Below are 21,360 nucleotides of genomic sequence, written 5' to 3' on the forward strand. Positions count from 1 at the left end.
TCTCTCCTAACATATTATTCTTTATTTTTTCAACTCATCCAACATACCAAATTCACGTTTGAAGGACCAAGCCATCATGTCGTGAACAAAGTCAGTGTAAGGATGTGGTGCTGCAGTGAAGGTGTGTCCCACACGTGGAGCTAGGAACATTTCTGTTGGTACACCAGCTTGAAGCAAGCGTTGACCATATTCCAAAGCGGTATCACGTAATGTGTCATATTCACCCATGATAATCATCTGTGCCCCCAATCCACCAAGGTCATGGCAGAATTTTGGAAAGGCATAATAAGAAGGAACCGTACCATCATAGCCGCCTAGATAAGCAGCCTCAGCACTGAAGAATTTATTAGCAGGTCCCATTCTAAACTGATAGAGTTGTTGAAAGGCTGGTGTTGTTTCTAAGGCTGTGTCCATGGTTGGACAATTCAAAACTGTCAATGCAGGAGTCCATTCATTGCGGTCACGAAGATAGAGAGCCAATCCTTCCGCAATAGTACCGCCTGCGCTTGAACCGTGAAGTCCAATCCGCTCACCATCGCCTCCAAATTCATCTGCGTGCTCATGCAGATACATATAAGCGGTGTGACAATCCGCAATGGTTTCTTTATAGGTATAGCCTGTTTTACCTGTCAAACGGTATTCAACAGCCACGACGATTGCAGGTACTCGCTCTGCTATCGCAATACAGCGGGCATTGTCAAAGGCAACCGTCCCTGCCACAAATCCGCCACCGTGAATATCTAAAATCATCGGTGCCTTGTCTGGAAGATTAGCTGGTGTAAAGACACGAATTTGCAGTTCTTCGTCCGCATCAGGACGTGGAATAAAGCGATCTTCCATGGTCATCCCATCAGGCAATTCAAAACTCATCATTGCCTTTCCTTGGGCTTCCTTATATTTTTTCACTCCATCTGTCACTTCAGCCAAATTACTATACAAGTGATCTTCATATCCGGGAAATGGTGTAACGTTCATGATACTTTCCTTTCGATTACTGTTTTTTTTATATGTTTATTCTAACATACTTTGAGAATGATTTCACAAATTCCTTTTATGAATTTTCGCACCCGTTTTCTATAAAATCCTTCTATGGATTTTTAGGTGATTTTCTTTGAAAATGCTTCCTATTCTGACTAGAAAAAGAGAAAAAAGAAGCGTATAATCAAAGCTATAAGGAGATTCATATGTACGACTCAACAATTACACTTGGAATAGATAACTTAGCAACAACTTGCCAACATTGGCAGATAACAGATACCATCTATGCTATTCAAAATCCAGGCTTTCTTCCTGGTCCTGGTAGACTCCCAGGCTGGGGCTACTCCCTGTCTTACCTGATTTTAGGAAAAGAACGAGCGCTGTTACTGGACACAGGATTTGGAATTGCGGATTTGAAATCATATATAGAAGACCTCACCCCTCTACCACTTATAGTTGTCAACAGTCATGTCCATCCAGATCATTCTGGTGGCAATCGCCAATTTGAGACAGTCTATATCGGTGAAAATGAATGGCCTTCAAAAGAAGGGTTTGTCTTTCCAATCGCGACTGTGCCTCACAAAAAAGTCCACCCAGCTGTTGTTTCTGGCGGAGACTACCAGTTTAGCACCTTGAAAGATGGTGAGTGGATTGAACTTGGCAAGAGGCGCCTTCAAGTGATAGCCATTCCGGGTCACACCAAGGGATCCATCGCTCTATATGATGAAGAAAGTCACTACTTATTCAGCGGTGATGCCATTGTGAAACGAATTTTCTATGGAGCAAGTGTTCCTCTTAGTCAATACAAAGCGGCACTGTTAACAGTAAAAGGTTTAGATATAAAGGAAATTCTGAGTGCCCACTGGCCACAACCTTTACCAACCAGCTTCATTGATCAGGTTCTTTATCTAATTGATCACTTTAATCCAGACCAATCTGAACCCGCTGCTTGGAATGTGCCCGATACACCTGACCTAAGAATGGTCCATTATGGCCAAGATTTTGATGATCCTAATTTTTGTGCGATGAGTTTTGCGATGGACCAATTAGAAGCAATAATGCAATAAATGAGCCACCTAAACCCTCTTTGATGAGTACTGCAAAAAACAGGCTGGGACAAAACTCTGAACAATAAAACAAAAAACGAACAAAGGCTATCTCTTATATATTTAAAGAGTATCTTTGTTCGTTTTTATGTACATTTTATTAGAAAAGTAGATTTATTGGTATAAATTTTCTAAACTAAAAATCTTTTGTCCCAGCCTCTTTTTCGTTTTTCTATTATTTTGTCGTAATAGCTTCTGTTTGAACACTTGGATTCGTTGGTATCAGAGACGTCTCAGTCGTAGTTGTCGGTACTTCGGTCGTCGTTGGTACTGTGCTCATACTTTGTCTACTTGTAGTAGGTTCTCCAATAGTTGTTGACCTACTTGTTGTCTCGTCATTTGTTACACTTGTAATCGGCTCTTTAACCTCTGTTGTTGCATGGGAAGTAGTCTTTGCTTCAGTAGAAGTCGTCGGTTTTTTAGGTTTCTTTGGTTTCGCTTTTACTTGTGGAGCTTTCTGACCACCAAGCTCACCACCTCTAATACTTGGATAATATTGCGCTAATACTTTTGGAATACCATTCTCATTGAATTCTAATTCTCGAGGAGGAATGAAGTTATAACGAACATCTATGTATGTGAGGCTATGATTCTGCTCTGTAATCGCCAAAGTTACCAACTGATTAGAAGGAACTTCCAATGTCTGCAAGCTGGTAAAGGCATTGATGCCTTCCAAGTTTTTGAGGCGGTTTTCTGATAGTTTAAGGGTTTGTAATGTTCCTTGTGTTCCAGAAATTGCCAAACTAGAAATCTGATTTTGATTGGCAGAGAAGGTATCAATTTGAGGAAGAGCTTCCAAACCAGCCAAAGAGGTCAACTGATTATTGTCCATCTGTAAATTCGTCAAAGCTACATTATGCTTTAAGAAAGACAAGTTCTTAATATTGTTCCCATTCAAGTATAGTTCATGCACACTTTCTGTTCTTAGTGTATCCACATTCAAGTTTGGATTACTAGATAGGAAGAGGGTGATTAACTGTGGCTTATTGGCAAGGGCAGATACATCCTGTAGTTGGTTCTGTTCCAAGCTGATAGCTGTCAAGTGTTGCAAATCTTTTAAGGCTGAAATATCAGAAATATTATTTTGTTCTAAGTTAAGAGACTCCAACAGTGGCAAGTCTTTCAAGGCTGAAATATCAGAGATATTGTTGCCTGCCGCAGCCACACTCTTGAGTTTTGGGAATTCCTTTAAGAAGGATAAGTCAGACACATTATTTTGTGAGATATCAATACCTTCCAGTTCTGGTAAGCCTTTTAGGAAATCGTAGTTGCTAATACCTGTTTGGGTCATCCACAACTGCTTCAGCTTCTTAAATTTTAGTACAGGTGTCGGATCCTTAATTGGTGTAAACCCAATTCCCAATACTTCAATATTAGGCATCAAGTCTAGACCTTTACGGGTCAATGGATCTGGATTTTGACCGATATTCAACTTTTTAACAGTCAAGAGCCAAGCTTTCATTTTCTCAGGATCTGTTTCATTTGCTGGGAACTCTTCATCGGCTACAGCGTGCAAAATATCACGGATAATATCATCGTCAAATCCTAATTTTTTCAGTGTATCCATGCCTGTCTGCTGATGAGCATGGGGATCGCCATGATGACCATGTGGGTCAAAAGGCTTGGAGGTGTCAATATCCTTAAGCAAAATAGAATGTTGATGGTCACCATGTGGGTACACTAGCGCTTTCCCGTTTGGCGTATCCACAACCTGAATACTGGACACATCTATACCAAGCTGCGCTGCCAAATAAGCTTTCTTGACTTTTACTTCCTCATCATCTTGCTGCTTTGGATCCCCAATTGGTTTTCCTGTATCAATTGGCTCTGTATGGTAGTGGTCTCCGTGTGGATAAACTATCATATTGTTCTTCCAATCCACAATAATTTGATCACGTGGAATCTGATATTGCGCCATGATTTGAGCAACACGCTGATCAATCAATTGTTGCAAAGCTGGACTTGGTTGATCATCTTTTGGGGTTGGACTCGGTGTCTTTGGTGTAGATGGTTTCTTTGGAGTTGCTTTTTTCTGTTTAGCCGCCATCCAGAGTTTTGAAATTTTGATTTCAAGTGGTGATAGCTTAGCAAAAGGGATAAAGTGCTCGTGATTTCCATGCGGAACCACAACTCCGTAATCTGTTATTTTCCGAATATCTTTTGGATCGAAAACATAGCCATCACCTTCATGATACCGCTGGCTTTTTGGTAAAGCATACAATTGTTTGAATAACTGATCTAGCGTTTCTTCTGCTGGGGTATCTCCTTTTCCTTGCACTTTTGGTGTATGGGGAGCTGGCGGTACTTGGCGAAGAGGTTGGGATTTCTTCTTCCGTTGTCCTGCTGTTAAGCTATTCCAATAGGCTTGTCCTGCTTGCAAATCTTGCGGTGGGAGAGCTGATTTTGGAATATAATGGTAATGCCCATTATGGGTAACGATGTAGGCATCTCCTGTATCATCCACTATATCAGATGCATTGAAAACATAGCCATCATCGGTACGATAGTGCCCATCAGAACCGCGATTATTAGCGGCTGCTTGTTGCTGTTGAGCAACAGTGGCACTACTTCGAACATTACTTCTCTTCTGAGGATCTCTTAAATAGAGATAATATTGGCCATTTACTTTGATAATATAGCCGTCTTTCACTTCATTAACGACATCTTCTTGCTTAAGTGTGTAGTTCGGGTCTTTCATTAAAAGGTCTTCACTGATGATGGCATCAAATGGCACCTTTCCATTGTAGAAATGGTAGTGGTCCCCATGCAGCGTCACGTAACCATCATCTGTAATCTTGATGACAATCTGCTCCGCAGCAATCCCTTCTTTCTTAGAAACTTCCTCTGGGGTCAATTTTTCTCTTTTTGCATGTTGATCATCTTTGGTTGTCTTTTTAGAATCTGTTACATAAGCAACCTGATTGTCTCTCTCACCTCCTTGAGATTTACTATGTTGACTTAAAGTATAAGCTCCTACTAGACCAATACAGGCGACAGTCGCCACCGAGGTCAGAATGATTTTTTTCTTCATGATACTCCTTATTTTCTAATTTTATTAAATTTAACCAGTTTATTAACCATTTTATTAACTAGTTAATAGTTTACCTAAAATAAAATTTTTGTCAACCCTTTTTCAACATTTTCTAAAAAGAAAAACCTTAGTTTCCACTAAGGTTGCATTCCCACATTATTTGTAAAATAGAATCTCTCGAATATCGTCCACAGGCATGTCCTTTCCTGTATGAAGTTTAAAGGCTTCTGCTCCTTGATAAAGCATCATCGACAGACCATTGAAAGCTTTCTGACAACCATGTTGCCGGGCAAATTTGAGCAATTCTGTCTCGGAGGGATTGTACACGACGTCAAACACAACTAAATCTGGACGGATAACGGCTGGATCATTAATTAATTTCATGTCTTCATAGGGCTTCATCCCAATACCTGTCGCATCTATATAAATTGCGCTTTCCCCAATAGAACGATAAAAATCTTCCGTGTTGGACAAATCATTCAAGGTTACCTGACAGTCGGTTTCTTGATTAATCCGCTCAACAACAGTGGCTGCTTTTTCAAAAGCCGTGTCCTTAATGTTATAGATTCGAACTTCCTTAGCCCCATCAAGAGCAGCCTGTACCGCAATTGCAGTTCCGGCACCACCAATACCTGCCATGGTGATAATCTGATCTCGGACCGCCACCCCTTCTGCTGCTAAGGCTTGAATAGCACCTGTGCCATCTGTATTGTAACCAACCAAATGTCCATCTTTATTGGTAAAGGTATTGACGGCACCAATCATCTGAGCAGCTGGTGATAATTCATCCAAATAGGGCAAAATTGCCTGTTTATTTGGCATAGAGATATTGCCACCGACAATTCCAAGAGCACGGACCGCGCGAACCGCATCCGCTAACTCTTCTTGCCCCACTTCAAAAGCTAGATAGGCATAGTCCAATCCTAATTTAGCGTAGGTTTCATTGTACATTTTGGGTGACAATGAATGACGAATTGGAGTTGCCATCAAAGCCAACATTTCTGTATGTCCAGATAAACGTTCTGACATAAGCTTCCTTCTTTCTTTTCATCGAAAAAGGAGTGATTGCTATCAATCACTTGCCGAAATTGATTCCTCACTCCTTTATATGGTAGGTTTGCCAATGGGCATAACCTCTTATTTTCCTACTTTAGTTTGCATCACTAAAGAAGGTATCGCGAATATAGTCAACTGGCATATCATGTCCTGTATGGAGTTTGAAGGCTTCAGCGCCTTGGTACAACATCATACCGATACCATTGATAGCTTTTTTCGCACCATGTTCTCTAGCGAATTTCAACAATTCTGTTTCTGCTGGGCTATAGACCACATCAAAGACCACCAAATCATCGCGGATAACAGCTGGATCATTGATCAATTTTTGATCTTGCAATGGTTTCATACCAACACCTGTCGCATCAATGTAAATGGAAGATTCCGCAATAGATGCATAGAATTCTTCTGTATTTTCCAAGTGATGTACAGTTGCTTTTGCAGAAGTTTTGGCATTGATTTTTTCTGCCATATCCACAGCATTTTGCCAGCAACGGTCATCAATATTGAAAATGCGGATTTCTTTCGCACCATCAATTGCCAACTGGGCTTCAATGGCACTACCTGCACCACCTGCACCAGCAATGGTGATAATTTGGTCTTTGACTTCAACACCTTCAGCAGCCAAGGCACGAACCGCACCTGTACCATCTGTACAGTAACCTTTCAAATGACCAGTACCATCCACATTGACAACTGTATTCACCGCACCAGTCAATTCAACAACTGGATCGATTTCATCCAAGAGTGGAATGATGGCTTGTTTGTTTGGCATTGAGACATTTGAACCGCGAATGCCCAAGGCACGAATACCTTGAACCGCATCTGCTAATTCTTCTTGACCGACTTCAAATGCCAAATAAGCATAGTCCAATCCTAATTTTGCATAGGCTTCATTGTGCATTTTTGGTGACAAAGAATGACGAATTGGAGTTGCAATAAGAGAAACCAAAAGTGTGTGACCTGATAAACGTTCTGCCATGATAGACCTCTTTCTAATGATAAAATTCAACTAGAGATTGATTATGAAACTGCTTGTTTCGAGTAAAAAATTGCTTGATAACGTCGATGCACAAAGTAGAGACTGACTGTTCCTACAAAGGCTAAAGCCACTACCAGTACAAAGACAAGAGAAATATGTTGTTCTGCTAACAAACCGGTCAGATATGGGACCCCCATCACAGAGATTGAGGTTGCTAACGAATAATAGCTGGTAATCAAACCACGTTTGAAAGGGAAAAATTCAAGTAAGACAGCTAGGCCTAATTGCCAAATACCTCCAGCAGCGAAAAATCCAACACAGAAAGTCGCAACTAAGACGGTGAACTCATTTGGAAAGCCTAGCATGATAGCCAGCGACATCCCTGTAATCGCTGTACAAAACATCATGTAAACCGGAACATTGATGCCACGGTTCACAATAAAAGATGTGATGAAAACAGAGATAAAAGAAAATATGCTGTAGGCGCTGACCAGAACAAGACTGTCTGCCTCCTTCATCATCAATGCTTCCTGTGCAAATGTTGGAATCCAAGTGATAAAGACATTGAACAGTGAGACCGATACAAAGGAGAAGACCATCAGAGCCATTCCCTCCACTAAAAATGTCGCACCTGTTGGCTCATATCCGCTATTTTCCTCTTCATTTTTTTCAATTTCGACAACCTTTGCTCCTGAGACAGCTGGAAATGGGAGTCTCAAAATCAAGAAAAGGTTCAGGAGTAAACAAACCGCGGATACAATAAAGGTCCAACCAAAATAGAGATTTCTTTGTAAAATAAAACGTGTCACGATTGGAAAGACAAACTGTCCCATTGAAATAAAAGCCTTATTCAAGACACTTAGGGCACTATTTTTTGTTCGACTTTCAAACGCCTCTACTACTACTGGGTAAGTGGCGGTATCAAGAAAGGCATTTCCAAAGCCCGCAAAGACGGACACGACAAACGCGCAAATGTAATTTGGAGAATAGAGCAAACCAATGAAAAAGACGATGTAGGAAAGAACACCTAGCAGGACAGCTCGCTTCCGACCTAATTTATCAGAAATAAGCCCAGCTGCATTGATACTCAAAATGCGCCCTAACCCTACCGCGCTCAGCACTAGAGTTACTTGACTAAGGGACGCTCCCCATTGTTCTCTCAGTATCGTCATGTTCTGTGAGACGATAATGGCTGCGATTCCTTGAAATACATAATTGACATACAAACTACTAATCGTAGGAATATACTGATTTTTCTTCATCGTACGATTCCCTTTCATCCAATCTGTTATAATGGAAAGCTAGGATTCACACCTAGCCTTTCATCATTTATTATAACATGATTTTAGTTTGCTTTTTTAGAATTTGAGAAGATAGATACACCAAAAATATGACCATAACGGTAGCCTACAAAGACCATCAAGGCTGCTGACAAAATACCAGTAGCAGCAATAAGTAGTAAAATCGTTGGTGCATTTGGATATGTAAGAACACCATTGACTTCCTCAGCTGCTAAAAGAGCTGACGCAGCTTTTGGTACGATGTAAGAACCAAGTGCCATTACAAAGTAGTACACACTTGTATTGAATCCTTTGTTAGAAGTAAAGAATTGGTTTAACACACCATTTCCCATTTGAAGAAGACCACCAGCTGCACAGAAACCAACAACAACACCTGCAAGCGTCAATGTCATAGGTGATGGGAAGAAGTAAACAAGCAAACCAGCAAGACCTGAGAAGACTGGTGCTACTACCAAGATTGCCACGTCACGAATACCACGTGCCATCAAGAATGAGAAGAAAATCGTCGCAACTAATCCACCAAATTGGTAAAGAGAAGTTACAGAAGCGGCTGCTCCTTCGCTCATTTTCAAAACTGTTCCAGCATAGATTTTTGATACTTGTTGGAAGAGATAGAAGTTTGAGTAAATTGTCAACGCAAAGAGTGACAAAACAGTCCCATCAATGATGAATTTCGCACGATCATTGTGGTTGGCTTTATCTGTTGTTTCTGCCACTTGCACATTTCCTGATTGGCGTTTTTCCAATTCTTTAATCGCTTGCGCAGGTTTTAAGCCTTCAGCCTTTTGCATATCCAAGTCTGGGAATGGCGCAAAAATGGCACCAACCAACACAACAATACTCAAGATGAATGGTAACCAAATTCCCAATTCAGCTGACATGCTATTTGAAGCCAAGAAAGCCACAAATAATGGATAAAGGATAGAAGATACAGAAATAAATGTTTTACCAAGTACAGAAGCTGTTGACTTGTTTTCTGGATACATTTCAAAGAGAGCTGGGTTGATTGACCCATCAAAGAGTGACGTCATAGCACCACCGATAAAGGCTAAGATACTTGCTACTGCCAAGTTATTCGCAACCAAGAAGGTTCCAAACATCAAGACATATCCAATCAAACCAGTTACTGCGACAGGTTTCCGACCAATTTTATCGGATAAAGGACCTGAGAAGACAAGGAAGGAAATTTTACCAATCCCAGTCCACGCAACAACTGACAAAATGTCTGCGGCAGCCGTTTTTGGATCCAAGTCCCATTTTTCTGTGAAGAGGGCTGCATTTTGTGAAATCGTAATGGCTTGCATCCCATGACAGAAGTATGCCATCCAGAGCAAGATTGCAGTGAAATTGTACTTATTATTTTTAAACATTTCGTCCTAAATTCCTTTCATAAATGCAGTTGAGAGCGGCTAATTGCCTAGTCGCCTCAACTATTTTTACTGTTTATTGATTGCCTTTGATACGTTCAAGGTAAGCATTGTGTTCTTTAACTGCAAATTCACGACGGCCACCTGGTTTTGGTGTTTGGTCACCCATCATGATACCGAATCCGCCTTCAACACGCAATTCGTGGCCATTTGTGTAATCTGAACGATCACTTGCTAGGTACATAACAGCATTGGCAATATCCATTGTGTTTCCGATGCGTTTGTTAGCCGTCAAGGCTTTACGACCTTCTTCAACGACTGGATCAGCATAGAAGCTTTCTGATAATGGTGTTTTCACAAAACATGGTTGGATACAGTTTGAACGAACCCCAAATTGTCCCCATTCAGCTGCCATTTGACGTGACATCATGTTGACACCAGCTTTTGTTGAGCTATAAGCTGCTGAGTATGTTTCTGGGAAAACTGAAGCAATCGTTGAGATATGTACCATTGTCCCCTTACCTTGCTTGATAAATTGACGACCAAAGCGTTGAGATACCAAGAAGTAACCTGTCAAGTTGATATCCACTGTTTGGCGCCATTCTTCTAATGGAAGATCTTCCAAAGGACAGGCACGGAGCATAGCAGCTGTATTGACCAAGATATCCACCCGACCAAATTTTTCGAGGGCTTTTGCGACTGCATTGTCCACTTCTTCTTCTGAAGTCGAGTTTGTTTTCACCGCAAGTGTTTCTACGCCATATTCTTTCGCAATTTCTTCGGCGTATTCGACAAGAGCATCTTCACGAATATCCAATAAGATGACACTTGTTCCTTGTTTTGCAAATTCTTGAACGATTGTCCGTCCCATACCACCTACGGCACCCGTAACGGCTGCGACTTTTCCTTCAAGACCTAACCACTTATCTGACATGATATCCTCCTCTTTTATTGTCTACTCTTATTTTGATGGCAATTGTTCTGGCCATGCTTCTTCCAATACTTTCACTGTATTGTCAAAAGTATGCGCCGCCGCTTCTACCAAACCACGTCCCAAGATTTCATCTGAAATCACTTCAACACCAATGACTTTAGGTTCGATACCAGCTTCTTTAATCATGCGAACAAAACCAGCTGTGTCTTTTGCACCTGTACCTGGTGCCAAACGGTCATGCATAGATTCATCACGCAAGATTGAGAATGCGTATGGACGATCATAGGCGTCATTGATTTGGATAGAAATAACTTTTTCAGCTTCTTCTTTTGTCAATGCACGGTAAGGCTGATCTGCACGAACCCAGTGCCATGTGTCTAAGATAAGCATCGCATTGTCAGCACCAGAAGCTTTCACAACAGCGTACGCTTTATCAAAATTAGGAAGACCTGAATAAGGCATTGGCTCTACACCAATGATGCGATGACCAGCACGCGCACACAATTCTTTCAATTTTTGTGCAGTGTATTCAACAGAATAGTTTTCCATCAAGCCACAGTTGATATGGCCTACGTTGAACAAATCACACATATGGAAGCACATTTGTTCTTTGTATTTTTGTTCATAGCTACGGTTTTCTTCAGCCCATTGAACAATATATTCTACTTCGGTTACCTTGATATCGTATTTATCAAGAATAGCAAGAATATCTTGGTCCGTCAAGCCTTCTTGAAGGGCATCAACATACGTTTCAGCACGAAGTCCAATTCCTTCATAACCAGCTTCTTTAGCAGATTTTACACGGTCTTCAAAGGTACATTGGTCACCCAATGTCCAAGAGCTAATAGTAATTGGTGAAAGTTTAGACATAATCCAGTCCCCCTAGTTTGTTAATTTTTTCACTTTCTACACTGCTATTATAATCCAGTGGGGACGGAAAAACAAATTAGAAAAAAATTATGAATTGATAGATTTTATCTATCATTCGTGCTATACTTACACTAACAGCACAGAGAGGGGATTCTACATGAACTTGCAGCACTTGCGCTATTTTATAGTCTTAGCCGATTTGGAGCATTACACCGAGACTGCCAAACGTCTCCACATCACCCAACCAACTCTCAGCCATGCCATTGCGACCTTAGAAGAAGAACTTCGAGTTCCTCTTTTTAGCAAGCAAGGGAGAAATGTTGCCTTAACTCCTCAAGGTCGGGAATTTTATGCAACTGTCCAATCTTCACTAGGAATTTTGGACAAGGGAATTGAACTGCTTCAAAAGAAACATTCCAATCGACCTGTGATTAATCTGACCCTGCTTCGCGTTCTCGGAAGAAAGGCCGTTCCCAATCTGGTTCGTACTTTTTTGGACCAATTTCCTGAAACGAATTCCCGTTTTGACTTCCATAATGATAGCGGGATGTCTATCGATATGATTGAAGGAGTCTTAAACGACCGATATGATATTGCATTTTGTTCCAAACTCGAACATTATCCAACCATTTCCTTTATCCCAATCTTCGCACAAGACTTGGTGCTGATTGTCCCTAAAAAACATCCACTGACAGAGCTAGAGAAGGTAACAGTGGCAGATACGCTTCAGTATCCACAAGTCTGGTTCTCCCCAAGAAGTGGGATGCGTCCCCTCATCGAGCAGGTCTATCAAAAGGAAACTGAACAGCCTCAGATTGCCTTTGAAGTCAGTGAAGATGAAACTGTTGCAGGACTAGTTGCACAAGGATTTGGCCTTGCCCTTATGCCTAGACTCGATTTCTTAGATACCCTTGAAGACATTGATATCATTTCGATTGAAGAACTCAAAAAAGCACGTGTTTACTATGCCGCCTATCGCAATAACAAGCCACTCCCCAAAGATGTCCGCAACTTTATCGACTTTATCGCAACAGCTACCGAATTAAGCGATATTATTTAGCAAAAAAATGAGAGATTGAGAGCTAGTCCCAATCTCTTTTTTACGCTAAAATTAACTCATCATTCGATAGGACTTGGCCACTATTTTTCTGGAAGAGAGCCATCAAATCTGGAACTGTCAGATTCGCTTTTTCTTCTCCTTGGACGTCCACAACAATTCGTCCTTGATGTAGCATGACCAGACGGTTGCCGTATTCAATGGCATTTTCCATGTTATGGGTAATCATCAAGGTTGTCAGTTGGTGGTTGCTCACGATTTTCTGAGTCAATTCCATCACCATATCACTAGTTTTCGGATCTAGTGCTGCTGTGTGTTCATCTAGTAAAAGCAATTTGGGTTTCACAAGGGAAGCCATTAAGAGAGTCAAGGCTTGACGTTGACCACCTGATAAAAACTGTGTATCCACTTTGAGACGATTTTCCAGTCCTAGCCCTAATTCTTTCAGAGATTCTTTGAAAATTTGGCGTTCTTTTTCTTTGACACCCCAGCTCAAGCCACGGGATAGACCACGACGATAGGCAATGGCCATATTTTCTTCAATGGTCAGTCGAGATGCTGTCCCCATTTTCGGATCTTGGAAAACGCGACTGATGACTTTGGCACGTTTGGCTGCTGGAATATGCTTGATTGATTTTCCTTCAAGAAGGATGTCACCTTCATCCACCATGATGGTTCCCGCTAAAGAATTCATTAAGGTAGATTTCCCAGCACCGTTTCCTCCAATGATTGAGATAAAATCTCCCTCTGCCACATCTAATTGGAGGCCCTTCAGAACATGATTTTCATTAATCGTTCCTGCTTCAAAGGTTTTATGAATAGATTGAATAGATAATAGATTGGTCATGTCTGACACCTCCTTATGCTTTCTTATTTGTCACTGCTAGTGGTCGAATGTTTAATTTCTTTTGCAATTCTGGTACAAACAAAACCACGGCTAGTAAAATGGCTGAGAATAGTTTCACCAAATCAGCATCCATACCCGGTATTTCCAAAATCGCTAAGATAATCAAACGATAGACAACAGAACCCAGTACAACTGCTGCTAATCGTTTTCCAATGCTCAAATTACGCAATATCACTTCTGAAATGATAATAGAAGCCAGACCGATAACAATGGTACCCGTACCAGAATTCAAGTCTGCATACCCATTGTTTTGTGTTAACAAAGCTCCACACAAGGCAATCAAGCCATTAGAGAGCATATAACCTAAAATCTTCATATTGTCCACATGAATCCCATTGGCCTCACTCATCGGAATATTATCCCCTGTTGAACGAAGAGCAAGGCCAACCTGTGTTTTCAATAGTAGTGTCAAAAAGAGAATGACCACGACCACAAAGATTGCCCCAATTAACATCACTGCGTTGGTTTTTGATAATCCTAATCCTTGCAACTGCGTCACAAGTGTCTCCTGACGCAGGAGGGCGACATTGGCTTTGCCTAAGACTTTCAAATTAACTGAGTAAAGACCCGTCAGCGTCACAATCCCTGTTAACAATGCTGGGATTTTTAATTTGGTATGAAGAAGTCCCGAAGCCAGTCCTGCACCCATCCCTCCTAAAAAGGCAAGGAAGGTAGCGAGTAATGGGTTGGTGCCATTGACAATCCCCACAGCACAGATTGCCGCTCCAAGAGGATAAGAGCCTTCTGCCGTCAAATCCGCAATATCCAAAATTCGATACGTCAAACACACGCCAATCGCCATGATAGACCATAATAGCCCCTGCGATACACTTGATAATATAAGATCCACAATCTTCTCCTTTTTAACGATTAACTTCTTTTTTATTTTTTATCTGCAACTTGAATCGTTGAGATATCAATGCCTAATTGTTTTGCCATTTCTTCATTGATGTGTACATCAACAGACTCTGGATACTGGACTGCCACTTCCGCAGGATCTGCCCCTTCAAGCACTTTTATAGCCATCTTAGCTGTCTGACGACCTAGCGCGTCATAATTGGTCCCATAGGTCAAGAGGCCACCCGCATCTACCATGTCGGTCGATCCACCAATGACAGGTACTTGATATTGTACCGATAGCTCCCCAATCATGGTCATGGTGGAAGCAACTGTATTATCCGTTGGAACAAAAACAGCATCTACATCTTTCATCAAACTCGTAGCAGCATCTTGTACATCGTTTGTATTTGAAATACCCTTGACAATTACCTGATAGCCTGCCTTTTTTAATAATTTTTCCGCTTCTTCTACTTGTACTTCTGAGTTTCTCTCACTTGTTGTATAAAGAATACCCACTGTTTTCGCTTGAGGGACAGCCTGTCCTAACAACTCAACCTGTTCTTCAATCGGGGCTTGGTCACTCGTACCAGTCAAGAGGCCACCTGGTTTTTTGATACGATCCACCAAGTCAGCAGATACTGGATCCGTCACCGCGGTAAACAGAATCGGAACCTCCATCGAGACTGTTGCTAAACTCTGCGCTGCAGGTGTTGCTATGGCAAGAACAAGATCATTCTCACCAACTAATTGCTCTGAAATGGTTTGGAGATTAGATTGGTCACCTTGTGCATTTTGGTAGTCAATTGTGATTTTCTCTCCTTCTTTGTAACCATTTTTTACCAATTCATCCACAAATCCTTCACGTGCTGCGGTCAAGGAATCATGTTCCATGTATTGCAATATGCCAATTTTTACAGTTTCTTTATCTGTCGAATTTGTTGTTGAACTGCATCCAGCTAAAGCCAAGAGGGCCAGTCCGACCGAAGCTATCCGTGTATAATAGGGTAATTCTTTCATGATTTATTCCTCTGTTTCATTCAAATTTTCAATGGTTGTTGGATCAATCCCAACTGCCTTAGCCATCTTTTCATTCACAACGATACTCGCTGTTTCTGGTGTTTGAACTGCTAAATCTGTAGGTTTTTTCCCTTTTAACAATTTTACTGCCAGCTCACCAGCTTGGACTCCAATACCATGGTAATCGACTCCGTAAGTAAACAAAGCTGCATCAATAACGGCTGCATCACTTCCTATAGCTGGAACTTTCTTCTCCATCAAGATATCACCGATTGTCGAAGCTGTCGAAGCAACTGTATTATCTGTTGGAAGGTAAATAGCATCCACCTGACCTGCTAGAGAAGTCATGACTTGTTGTACATCATTAGTTGTGGTGACTGTTTTAACAACGACTTTCAATCCAGCTTTTTCAAGTGCAGTTTCTGCTTCTTTTGCCTGAACTTCAGAGTTAACCTCGCTTGAATTATAGAAAATACCAACCGTTTCCGCATCTGGTACAACCTTTAGAAGCATCTCTATTTGTCCCCTCACATCGGTAGCATCAATGGACCCCGTCATATTCCCTGCCGGTTTCTCTAAAGATTCAACCAAACCAGCTGATACAGGGTCAGTCACTGCTGTAAAAACAGATGGCGTTTCTGTATCGACATTTAAAAGGGCTTGGGCTGCAGGTGTTGCAATAGCAAAGTTCACATCATTTTCACCTGCCAATTGTTCAACCATTGTTTGAAGATTAGCCTGATCCCCTTGTGCATTTTGGTAATCCACAGTTAGGTTCTCCCCTTCTTTGTAACCAGCTTCTTCCAAGACTTGTAAAAATCCTTCACGTGATGCGGATAAGGCTTCGTGTTCAGCATACTGGATAATACCAATGGATACCTCATCAGACGACGATTTGGTATTATTACTGCACGCAGCCAATGTTACTGCTGAAAAAAGAATAGCAGTTGTAAAGGCAAATGTTTTGAATTTCATAAATGTTTCTCCTGTTTGTGATATAGTTTTCCTTTATAAGCGCGAATGAAAACAATGGTCCTTCTTAATTTTGTATAAAAATAAGGGACCGCTAGATTCAATCTAAACGGTCCCTTTTACAAGCGTAAAACGAAAACAATTGGAGTCTTTCGTGCCCATTTAGATTTTCATCTATGCGGACACACGTCGAAATTACCACAGCCACATAGATACAAACAAAACGTTTCCGTGTTTGTATCCATGTTAACCATGTCTACAAACACTATCTAAAGTAGCTGTAGTAATAACGATGATTGCTAGTTAAGTTCTGACAACTCAATAACATAGACCCGTCTCCATTTCTCGTTTCTTTTAAGGTTACTAAGATAATAATACTTTTTTATTCACTTGTCAAGCATTTTTCTGAATAAATTCTCTTTTTTCTGAAAATTTTGATTTGACACACTTTTCAGTATGACATCAAAACAAATCTTGCAATGGTTTAAAAATGATTTTTTCCAAGTCAGAAATGTAAATGGAAAGTTGCTGCTGCTTACTGAAGTACTCTGTTAACAGTAGATTGGCTTGGACATGTCTGTTAAATTCCTTCATTTTTTCTTGTACGTCATCATTTGGAATCTGTCCTGCTTGTAATTGTTGTTGCAAATCAGACTGGAAGGCCAAATATTGCTCTAAAATGGTCTTTGCTTCTGGATTTCCTTCAATTGAGACCTTCACAACTTCCACCGCCTTGTATTCAGGCAATTGACGAATCGCACGATCTAGCTCGTTGGCCAAATCATAAATGTTTTGAGACATGATGTTCTCCTCCTATTTGATGGTGAATGGATAAGACGTATGCGTTCGAATAACCTGCGCAGCCCGATCCAAATCCCCTTTATTTTTAAACGTAATTTGTAAAATACCATGAATATCTTCACGATTTTCTTCATTGATCCGAATGTTGACGACAAAAATCCCGCGTAACAATTCCAATACCTTGAGAATCACATCTTCTTCATCAGGAACCATGATAAAAATATCATAAAAGCTATCCACACCAGCTCGTCTATGAATTTCCATTTCTTGCCGAATGTCACGTCCAGTCGCAAAGAATTTCCAAAGGCTATCTGCATCTTTTTGAAGGATTTGTTCCGAAATCAGCGACAAGCGTTTTTGAAAATCTGCTATCCGCTCCACAATCTTTTCCCCGTTCGTCAAAAGGATACTCGTCCACTTCCCTGGCTCGCTTTCTGCTATCCGCGTCATATCACGGAAACCACCAGCCGCAAAGTTATTTGTGAAGGGATGCTCTAAGGCATATTCGCCAGCCTCATGCATCAGACTAGAAGCCAATACATGCGGAAAGTGGGAAATCTGACTGGTCACTCGACCATGTTCTGCCGCATCGATTTCAATGAAACGGGCATGTAAACCTGATAGTAGATCAATCATGCGAGCTATCGCATCTTTTTGCGTTGCCTGAGAAGGAGTAAAAATATAATAGGCGTTCTCAAACAGATTGACATCTGCTGCAATAGCACCTGTCTTATGGCTACCGGCCATTGGATGCCCACCGATAAAATTAATTCCCAGTGGGGCAAGATATTGATCGGCTACCGTTGTAATCATTTCCTTAGTGGAACCGGCATCTGTGACCAAGACTCCCTCTTTCAAAGATTGACCTGCTAGTATTTTGAGCAACTCTATCACTTGTGCAATTGGAACCGTAAGTAGAATGACATCTGCTTCTGGCAAAAATTCTGTAAAATCAGCTGATACCGCATCTACAAAACCTTTTTCCAGAGCAATCTGGCGCGACTCTTCCCCTCAGTTATAGCCCAGAATACGATAATCTGGGTGATCTCGTCGAATTCCTAAGGCTATTGATGCACCAATCAAACCAAGACCTGCGATATAAATCGTTTTTCCCATCTCATCTCCTCTCGCAGCTTTCTGTTAAAAGTTTCTAACAAATGTTCGATGCGATTGAACAGCTGCTTTCAATTCTTCCATATTATCTGAAGAAAACTTTTCAAGTATTTCCTGAGCTAGTACCGTAGCCACGACAGCTTCCATGACAACTCCAGCAGCAGGTAAGGCCGTTGGATCTGAACGTTCGACTGTCGCCTTGTAAGGCTCATGCGTGTCAATATCAACGGACATGAGAGGTTTATAAAGGGTTGGAATTGGTTTCATCACTCCTCGAATGACCAATGGTTGACCATTGGTCATACCACCTTCAAAACCACCTAAATGATTGGTCCGACGTGTGTAGCCCTCTTCTTCATTCCAGAGAATTTCATCCATGACTTCAGACCCCTTATGGTGACCAGCCTGAAAGCCCATCCCAAACTCAACTCCTTTAAAGGCATTGATGGAAACAACTGCCTGTGCCAATTTAGCATCCAGTTTTTTATCCCACTGTACATAGGACCCAAGTCCAACGGGAACACCACCGACAACAGTCTCAATAACCCCACCAATAGTATCGCCTTCACGCTTGATTTGATCAATATAATCCTTGATTTCCTGCTCTCGTTCCCGATTGACAACAGAAATTTCAGACTCTTTAGCTAGCTCTTTAATGTGAGAAACGGTCAGTCCTTCTGGGACGTCAATCACTTTTCCGCCGAAAACAACGACATGGTTTGCAATTTCAATGCTGAGTTCCGTCAATATCCGCTTGGCCACCGCACCAATTGCCACGCGCATAGTCGTCTCACGAGCAGATGACCGCTCAAGTGAATTGCGGAGATCGTCAAAACGGTACTTCATCCCGCCGACCAAATCGGCGTGACCTGGTCGAGGACGAGCAATTCTACGTTTTGATTTTAAACGATCCTCAATGTCTTCTACTGACATGATATCCAACCACTTTTGATGGTCCTTATTGACCACATGCAGTGTAATCGGAGCACCGGTTGTCTTCCCATGGCGAACTCCTGAGGTTATTTCAACCTGATCAGATTCAATTTTCATCCGACCTCCGCGACCATACCCTCCTTGGCGGCGCTTTAGGTCCACGTTGATATCCTCAACAGTCAACGATAGGCCAGCAGGAACTCCTTCGATAATTGCTGTTAAGCGAGGGCCATGTGACTCTCCAGCAGTCAGATATCTCATCTTAGTCCTCCAATTCCTCTAAAAACTTTTTCATCGTTCCAAGTGAAATTTGTCCAGGGGCACTCGCTTCATCTAAGCTAGCAAACGTCCAACAAGAACCTGTTAATCTTCCTGATAAACGTGAAAGCTTGCCTAAGTCACCCATAGACATAGTAGCGTATGATTGTGCAGCATTCAAAGTTTTGAAACCTCTTGTGTAGTTCATGACATCTAGTACATCTTGTTCTGTGCGAGGCATTACAGCCATTTTTACTACTGCTGGCGATAAGCTAGTTAATTCAGACATAATCTCCATGAAATTTTCTGGTGTTTCTTGGAAATTATGGTAACTCAACACTAGATTTGGAAAATCTAACATTTGTTCAAATACAGCTTGATGAGAATAGTACTCAAAATCAATAAATTCTGGTTGGTACAAGGCTGCAACTTCTTTAATCAGGGCCACATATTCTTGATCGGTCAAATTGATATTGCCACCCTCTTGACGTGTGCGAATGGTAAAGATGATTTCCCGACCTAAAAATTTTTCAAAGACTGCTGGAGCAACTGTTAGAATATCTTCTTTTGGCAAAACATCTGCTCGCCATTCAATTAAATCCGCATCTTCTAGCCTTTCTACGTCAATTGCTTCCACATCTGCAATCGATTTTGGCATAATTGGAACTACAATTTTCATCTTTTCACCTGTATCGTAAAGACCTTAAGGTAATTACTACTTTCGTCGTTTTTATTGTATGAAAAATCGCTAGGCAAACGATGGGTTGCAAGATAGCTGTGCTGTACTCCAGCAAACCCTTTTTCAATCTGCTGCTTGAATTTTTCAAGGCTGACATTTGCCGCATTTGTTGAAGCAATCAATACACCATCTGGCTTCAGAATATCTAATGCTTGTGAAATCAGACGATGATAGTCTTTTGCAACGGAGAATGTTTGTTTCTTATTACGGGCAAAGCTTGGTGGATCAAGGACAATCAGATCAAACCTCATCCCATGCCGTTTTGCGTATTTGAAATAGTCAAAAACATCCATGACAACAAGCTGATTATCCTGCACATCTAGGCCATTCGCCAAAAAATGTGCCTCTGATAACTCTCTCGATCGCTTTGCTAAATCCACAGAAACAGTGGATGATGCTCCTCCCATAGCAGCCGCTACCGAAAAAGCAGCAGTATAGGAAAACATATTGAGAACAGTTTTGCCTGCAGCTAAACCATCCACAAGCGAACCTCTGACCTCATGTTGATCTAAGAAAATCCCAGTCATTAACCCATCGTTTAAAAAGACCTGATAGGCAACTCCATTTTCTACAACTGTAAAATATTCAGGCGCCTCTTGACCGTACAGATGGTCTGATTCCTTATCCAACCCTTTGAAGCGGATTTTTTCATACGCTCCTTGTACTTCAGGATAGACCTGCTGAAATGCAGAAAGAATCTTCTCTTTTAAGGTGTATACAAATTCATTATACCAAGAGAAAACTGCAAAATCATTGTATAGGTCTATGATTAAACCTCCAAATCCATCTCCATCTTGATTGAAGAGACGGTAAGCAGTGGTCTCAGTTGACTGCTGAAAATGCAGACGCTTTTTCTTTGCCTGTTGAAACAATAGCTCAAAAAAAGTCACATCTACAGATTGAACCTTCCGTGTAATGACCCAACCTACTCCCTTATTTTGCTTCGAAAGATAGGCAGTCCCTAGCGATATCCCTTGTTCAGAAACTAATTCTATTAATTGATTGTCCAAGGTTAATTTCTGAAAATCTGCACTGTCTAACAAGCAAATCCCCTGCTTGATTTTCTTTTCTGCATATCGGTTTATCCTAAGTTTTTCCATA

General features: G+C 41.2%; 18 protein-coding genes and 1 pseudogene. 2 read left to right on the top strand and 17 right to left on the bottom strand.

Going from position 1 to position 21,360, the window contains the following annotated elements; all coding sequences use genetic code 11:
• Positions 1 to 21: 21 nt before the first annotated feature.
• Complete coding sequence (locus tag A3I9_RS0110640) at positions 22 to 975, bottom strand: alpha/beta hydrolase (RefSeq protein ID WP_018379009.1); 954 nt, start codon at positions 973 to 975, stop codon at positions 22 to 24.
• A gap of 209 nt (positions 976 to 1,184) precedes the next feature.
• On the opposite strand from A3I9_RS0110640, the gene A3I9_RS12860 reads away from it, so the two are divergent.
• Positions 1,185 to 2,045 carry an MBL fold metallo-hydrolase gene (locus tag A3I9_RS12860; RefSeq protein ID WP_018379010.1) on the top strand — a complete coding sequence of 287 codons (861 nt, stop codon included), beginning with the start codon at positions 1,185 to 1,187 and terminating at the stop codon, positions 2,043 to 2,045.
• A 214-nt stretch (positions 2,046 to 2,259) separates the two neighbouring features.
• Here A3I9_RS12860 and A3I9_RS13445 read toward each other — a convergent pair whose 3' ends face one another.
• The 7 genes from A3I9_RS13445 to A3I9_RS0110680 form a co-directional block, all read right to left on the bottom strand.
• Positions 2,260 to 5,115: a pneumococcal-type histidine triad protein gene (locus tag A3I9_RS13445; RefSeq protein WP_018379011.1), complete on the bottom strand. Its 2,856-nt coding sequence runs from the start codon at positions 5,113 to 5,115 to the stop codon at positions 2,260 to 2,262.
• Between the two features lie 156 nt (positions 5,116 to 5,271).
• A complete protein-coding gene (locus A3I9_RS0110655; RefSeq protein WP_018379012.1) occupies positions 5,272 to 6,144 on the bottom strand; it encodes a hypothetical protein in 873 nt (290 codons plus the stop codon).
• Between the two features lie 121 nt (positions 6,145 to 6,265).
• On the bottom strand, positions 6,266 to 7,150 hold the full coding sequence (locus A3I9_RS0110660; protein WP_018379013.1) for a shikimate 5-dehydrogenase: 885 nt from the start codon (positions 7,148 to 7,150) through the stop codon (positions 6,266 to 6,268).
• 41 nt (positions 7,151 to 7,191) lie between these two features.
• Positions 7,192 to 8,412, bottom strand: a complete 1,221-nt coding sequence (locus A3I9_RS0110665; RefSeq protein WP_018379014.1) for an MFS transporter — start codon at positions 8,410 to 8,412, stop codon at positions 7,192 to 7,194.
• 83 nt (positions 8,413 to 8,495) lie between these two features.
• Positions 8,496 to 9,821 (bottom strand): MFS transporter, encoded by a 1,326-nt coding sequence (locus tag A3I9_RS0110670; protein ID WP_018379015.1) that lies wholly within the window; start codon positions 9,819 to 9,821, stop codon positions 8,496 to 8,498.
• A gap of 73 nt (positions 9,822 to 9,894) precedes the next feature.
• Positions 9,895 to 10,752, bottom strand: a complete 858-nt coding sequence (locus A3I9_RS0110675; RefSeq protein WP_018379016.1) for an SDR family NAD(P)-dependent oxidoreductase — start codon at positions 10,750 to 10,752, stop codon at positions 9,895 to 9,897.
• 27 nt (positions 10,753 to 10,779) lie between these two features.
• Complete coding sequence (locus A3I9_RS0110680) at positions 10,780 to 11,622, bottom strand: sugar phosphate isomerase/epimerase family protein (protein WP_018379017.1); 843 nt, start codon at positions 11,620 to 11,622, stop codon at positions 10,780 to 10,782.
• 157 nt (positions 11,623 to 11,779) lie between these two features.
• Between A3I9_RS0110680 and A3I9_RS0110685 the strand changes: the two genes are divergently transcribed.
• Entirely contained in the window at positions 11,780 to 12,682 is a 903-nt protein-coding gene (locus tag A3I9_RS0110685) for a LysR family transcriptional regulator (RefSeq protein ID WP_018379018.1), read from the top strand.
• A 40-nt stretch (positions 12,683 to 12,722) separates the two neighbouring features.
• Here the strand turns inward: A3I9_RS0110685 and A3I9_RS0110690 are convergent, their stop codons facing one another.
• From A3I9_RS0110690 to A3I9_RS0110730, 9 genes and pseudogenes are all read right to left on the bottom strand, one after another.
• Positions 12,723 to 13,526 carry an ABC transporter ATP-binding protein gene (locus A3I9_RS0110690; RefSeq protein ID WP_018379019.1) on the bottom strand — a complete coding sequence of 268 codons (804 nt, stop codon included), beginning with the start codon at positions 13,524 to 13,526 and terminating at the stop codon, positions 12,723 to 12,725.
• 13 nt (positions 13,527 to 13,539) lie between these two features.
• On the bottom strand, positions 13,540 to 14,436 hold the full coding sequence (locus tag A3I9_RS0110695; protein WP_018379020.1) for an ABC transporter permease: 897 nt from the start codon (positions 14,434 to 14,436) through the stop codon (positions 13,540 to 13,542).
• A 32-nt stretch (positions 14,437 to 14,468) separates the two neighbouring features.
• Positions 14,469 to 15,443, bottom strand: a complete 975-nt coding sequence (locus A3I9_RS0110700) for an ABC transporter substrate-binding protein (RefSeq protein WP_018379021.1) — start codon at positions 15,441 to 15,443, stop codon at positions 14,469 to 14,471.
• 3 nt (positions 15,444 to 15,446) lie between these two features.
• Positions 15,447 to 16,418, bottom strand: coding sequence for an ABC transporter substrate-binding protein (locus A3I9_RS0110705; RefSeq protein ID WP_018379022.1), 972 nt, complete (start codon positions 16,416 to 16,418; stop codon positions 15,447 to 15,449).
• A 459-nt stretch (positions 16,419 to 16,877) separates the two neighbouring features.
• The gene (locus A3I9_RS0110710; protein ID WP_018379023.1) at positions 16,878 to 17,216 is read right to left on the bottom strand and encodes a YlbF/YmcA family competence regulator; all 339 of its coding nucleotides are present in this window, start codon (positions 17,214 to 17,216) and stop codon (positions 16,878 to 16,880) included.
• A gap of 12 nt (positions 17,217 to 17,228) precedes the next feature.
• A pseudogene (locus tag A3I9_RS12870) lies at positions 17,229 to 18,332 on the bottom strand (prephenate dehydrogenase).
• A 24-nt stretch (positions 18,333 to 18,356) separates the two neighbouring features.
• On the bottom strand, positions 18,357 to 19,523 hold the full coding sequence (gene aroC / locus A3I9_RS0110720; protein ID WP_018379026.1) for a chorismate synthase: 1,167 nt from the start codon (positions 19,521 to 19,523) through the stop codon (positions 18,357 to 18,359).
• A 1-nt stretch (position 19,524) separates the two neighbouring features.
• A complete protein-coding gene (aroD, locus tag A3I9_RS0110725; protein WP_018379027.1) occupies positions 19,525 to 20,199 on the bottom strand; it encodes a type I 3-dehydroquinate dehydratase in 675 nt (224 codons plus the stop codon).
• Entirely contained in the window at positions 20,196 to 21,359 is a 1,164-nt protein-coding gene (locus tag A3I9_RS0110730; RefSeq protein ID WP_026217444.1) for a class I SAM-dependent rRNA methyltransferase, read from the bottom strand. The genes aroD and A3I9_RS0110730 overlap by 4 nt, the downstream gene beginning before the upstream one ends.
• Between the last annotated feature and the right edge of the window lies 1 nt (position 21,360).

Source organism: Streptococcus ovis DSM 16829, assembly GCF_000380125.1.
Taxonomy (GTDB): domain Bacteria; phylum Bacillota; class Bacilli; order Lactobacillales; family Streptococcaceae; genus Streptococcus; species Streptococcus ovis.

Bases quoted from the DNA above. Each gene is read 5' to 3' on its own strand.
- A3I9_RS0110640 (WP_018379009.1), bottom strand. From the start codon at position 975: ATGAACGTTACACCATTTCCCGGATATGAAGATCACTTGTATAGTAAT.
- A3I9_RS12860 (WP_018379010.1), top strand. From the start codon at position 1,185: ATGTACGACTCAACAATTACACTTGGAATAGATAACTTAGCAACAACT.
- A3I9_RS13445 (WP_018379011.1), bottom strand. From the start codon at position 5,115: ATGAAGAAAAAAATCATTCTGACCTCGGTGGCGACTGTCGCCTGTATT.
- A3I9_RS0110655 (WP_018379012.1), bottom strand. From the start codon at position 6,144: ATGTCAGAACGTTTATCTGGACATACAGAAATGTTGGCTTTGATGGCA.
- A3I9_RS0110660 (WP_018379013.1), bottom strand. From the start codon at position 7,150: ATGGCAGAACGTTTATCAGGTCACACACTTTTGGTTTCTCTTATTGCA.
- A3I9_RS0110665 (WP_018379014.1), bottom strand. From the start codon at position 8,412: ATGAAGAAAAATCAGTATATTCCTACGATTAGTAGTTTGTATGTCAAT.
- A3I9_RS0110670 (WP_018379015.1), bottom strand. From the start codon at position 9,821: ATGTTTAAAAATAATAAGTACAATTTCACTGCAATCTTGCTCTGGATG.
- A3I9_RS0110675 (WP_018379016.1), bottom strand. From the start codon at position 10,752: ATGTCAGATAAGTGGTTAGGTCTTGAAGGAAAAGTCGCAGCCGTTACG.
- A3I9_RS0110680 (WP_018379017.1), bottom strand. From the start codon at position 11,622: ATGTCTAAACTTTCACCAATTACTATTAGCTCTTGGACATTGGGTGAC.
- A3I9_RS0110685 (WP_018379018.1), top strand. From the start codon at position 11,780: ATGAACTTGCAGCACTTGCGCTATTTTATAGTCTTAGCCGATTTGGAG.
- A3I9_RS0110690 (WP_018379019.1), bottom strand. From the start codon at position 13,526: ATGACCAATCTATTATCTATTCAATCTATTCATAAAACCTTTGAAGCA.
- A3I9_RS0110700 (WP_018379021.1), bottom strand. From the start codon at position 15,443: ATGAAAGAATTACCCTATTATACACGGATAGCTTCGGTCGGACTGGCC.
- A3I9_RS0110705 (WP_018379022.1), bottom strand. From the start codon at position 16,418: ATGAAATTCAAAACATTTGCCTTTACAACTGCTATTCTTTTTTCAGCA.
- A3I9_RS0110710 (WP_018379023.1), bottom strand. From the start codon at position 17,216: ATGTCTCAAAACATTTATGATTTGGCCAACGAGCTAGATCGTGCGATT.
- aroC (WP_018379026.1), bottom strand. From the start codon at position 19,523: ATGAGATATCTGACTGCTGGAGAGTCACATGGCCCTCGCTTAACAGCA.
- aroD (WP_018379027.1), bottom strand. From the start codon at position 20,199: ATGAAAATTGTAGTTCCAATTATGCCAAAATCGATTGCAGATGTGGAA.
- A3I9_RS0110730 (WP_026217444.1), bottom strand. From the start codon at position 21,359: ATGGAAAAACTTAGGATAAACCGATATGCAGAAAAGAAAATCAAGCAG.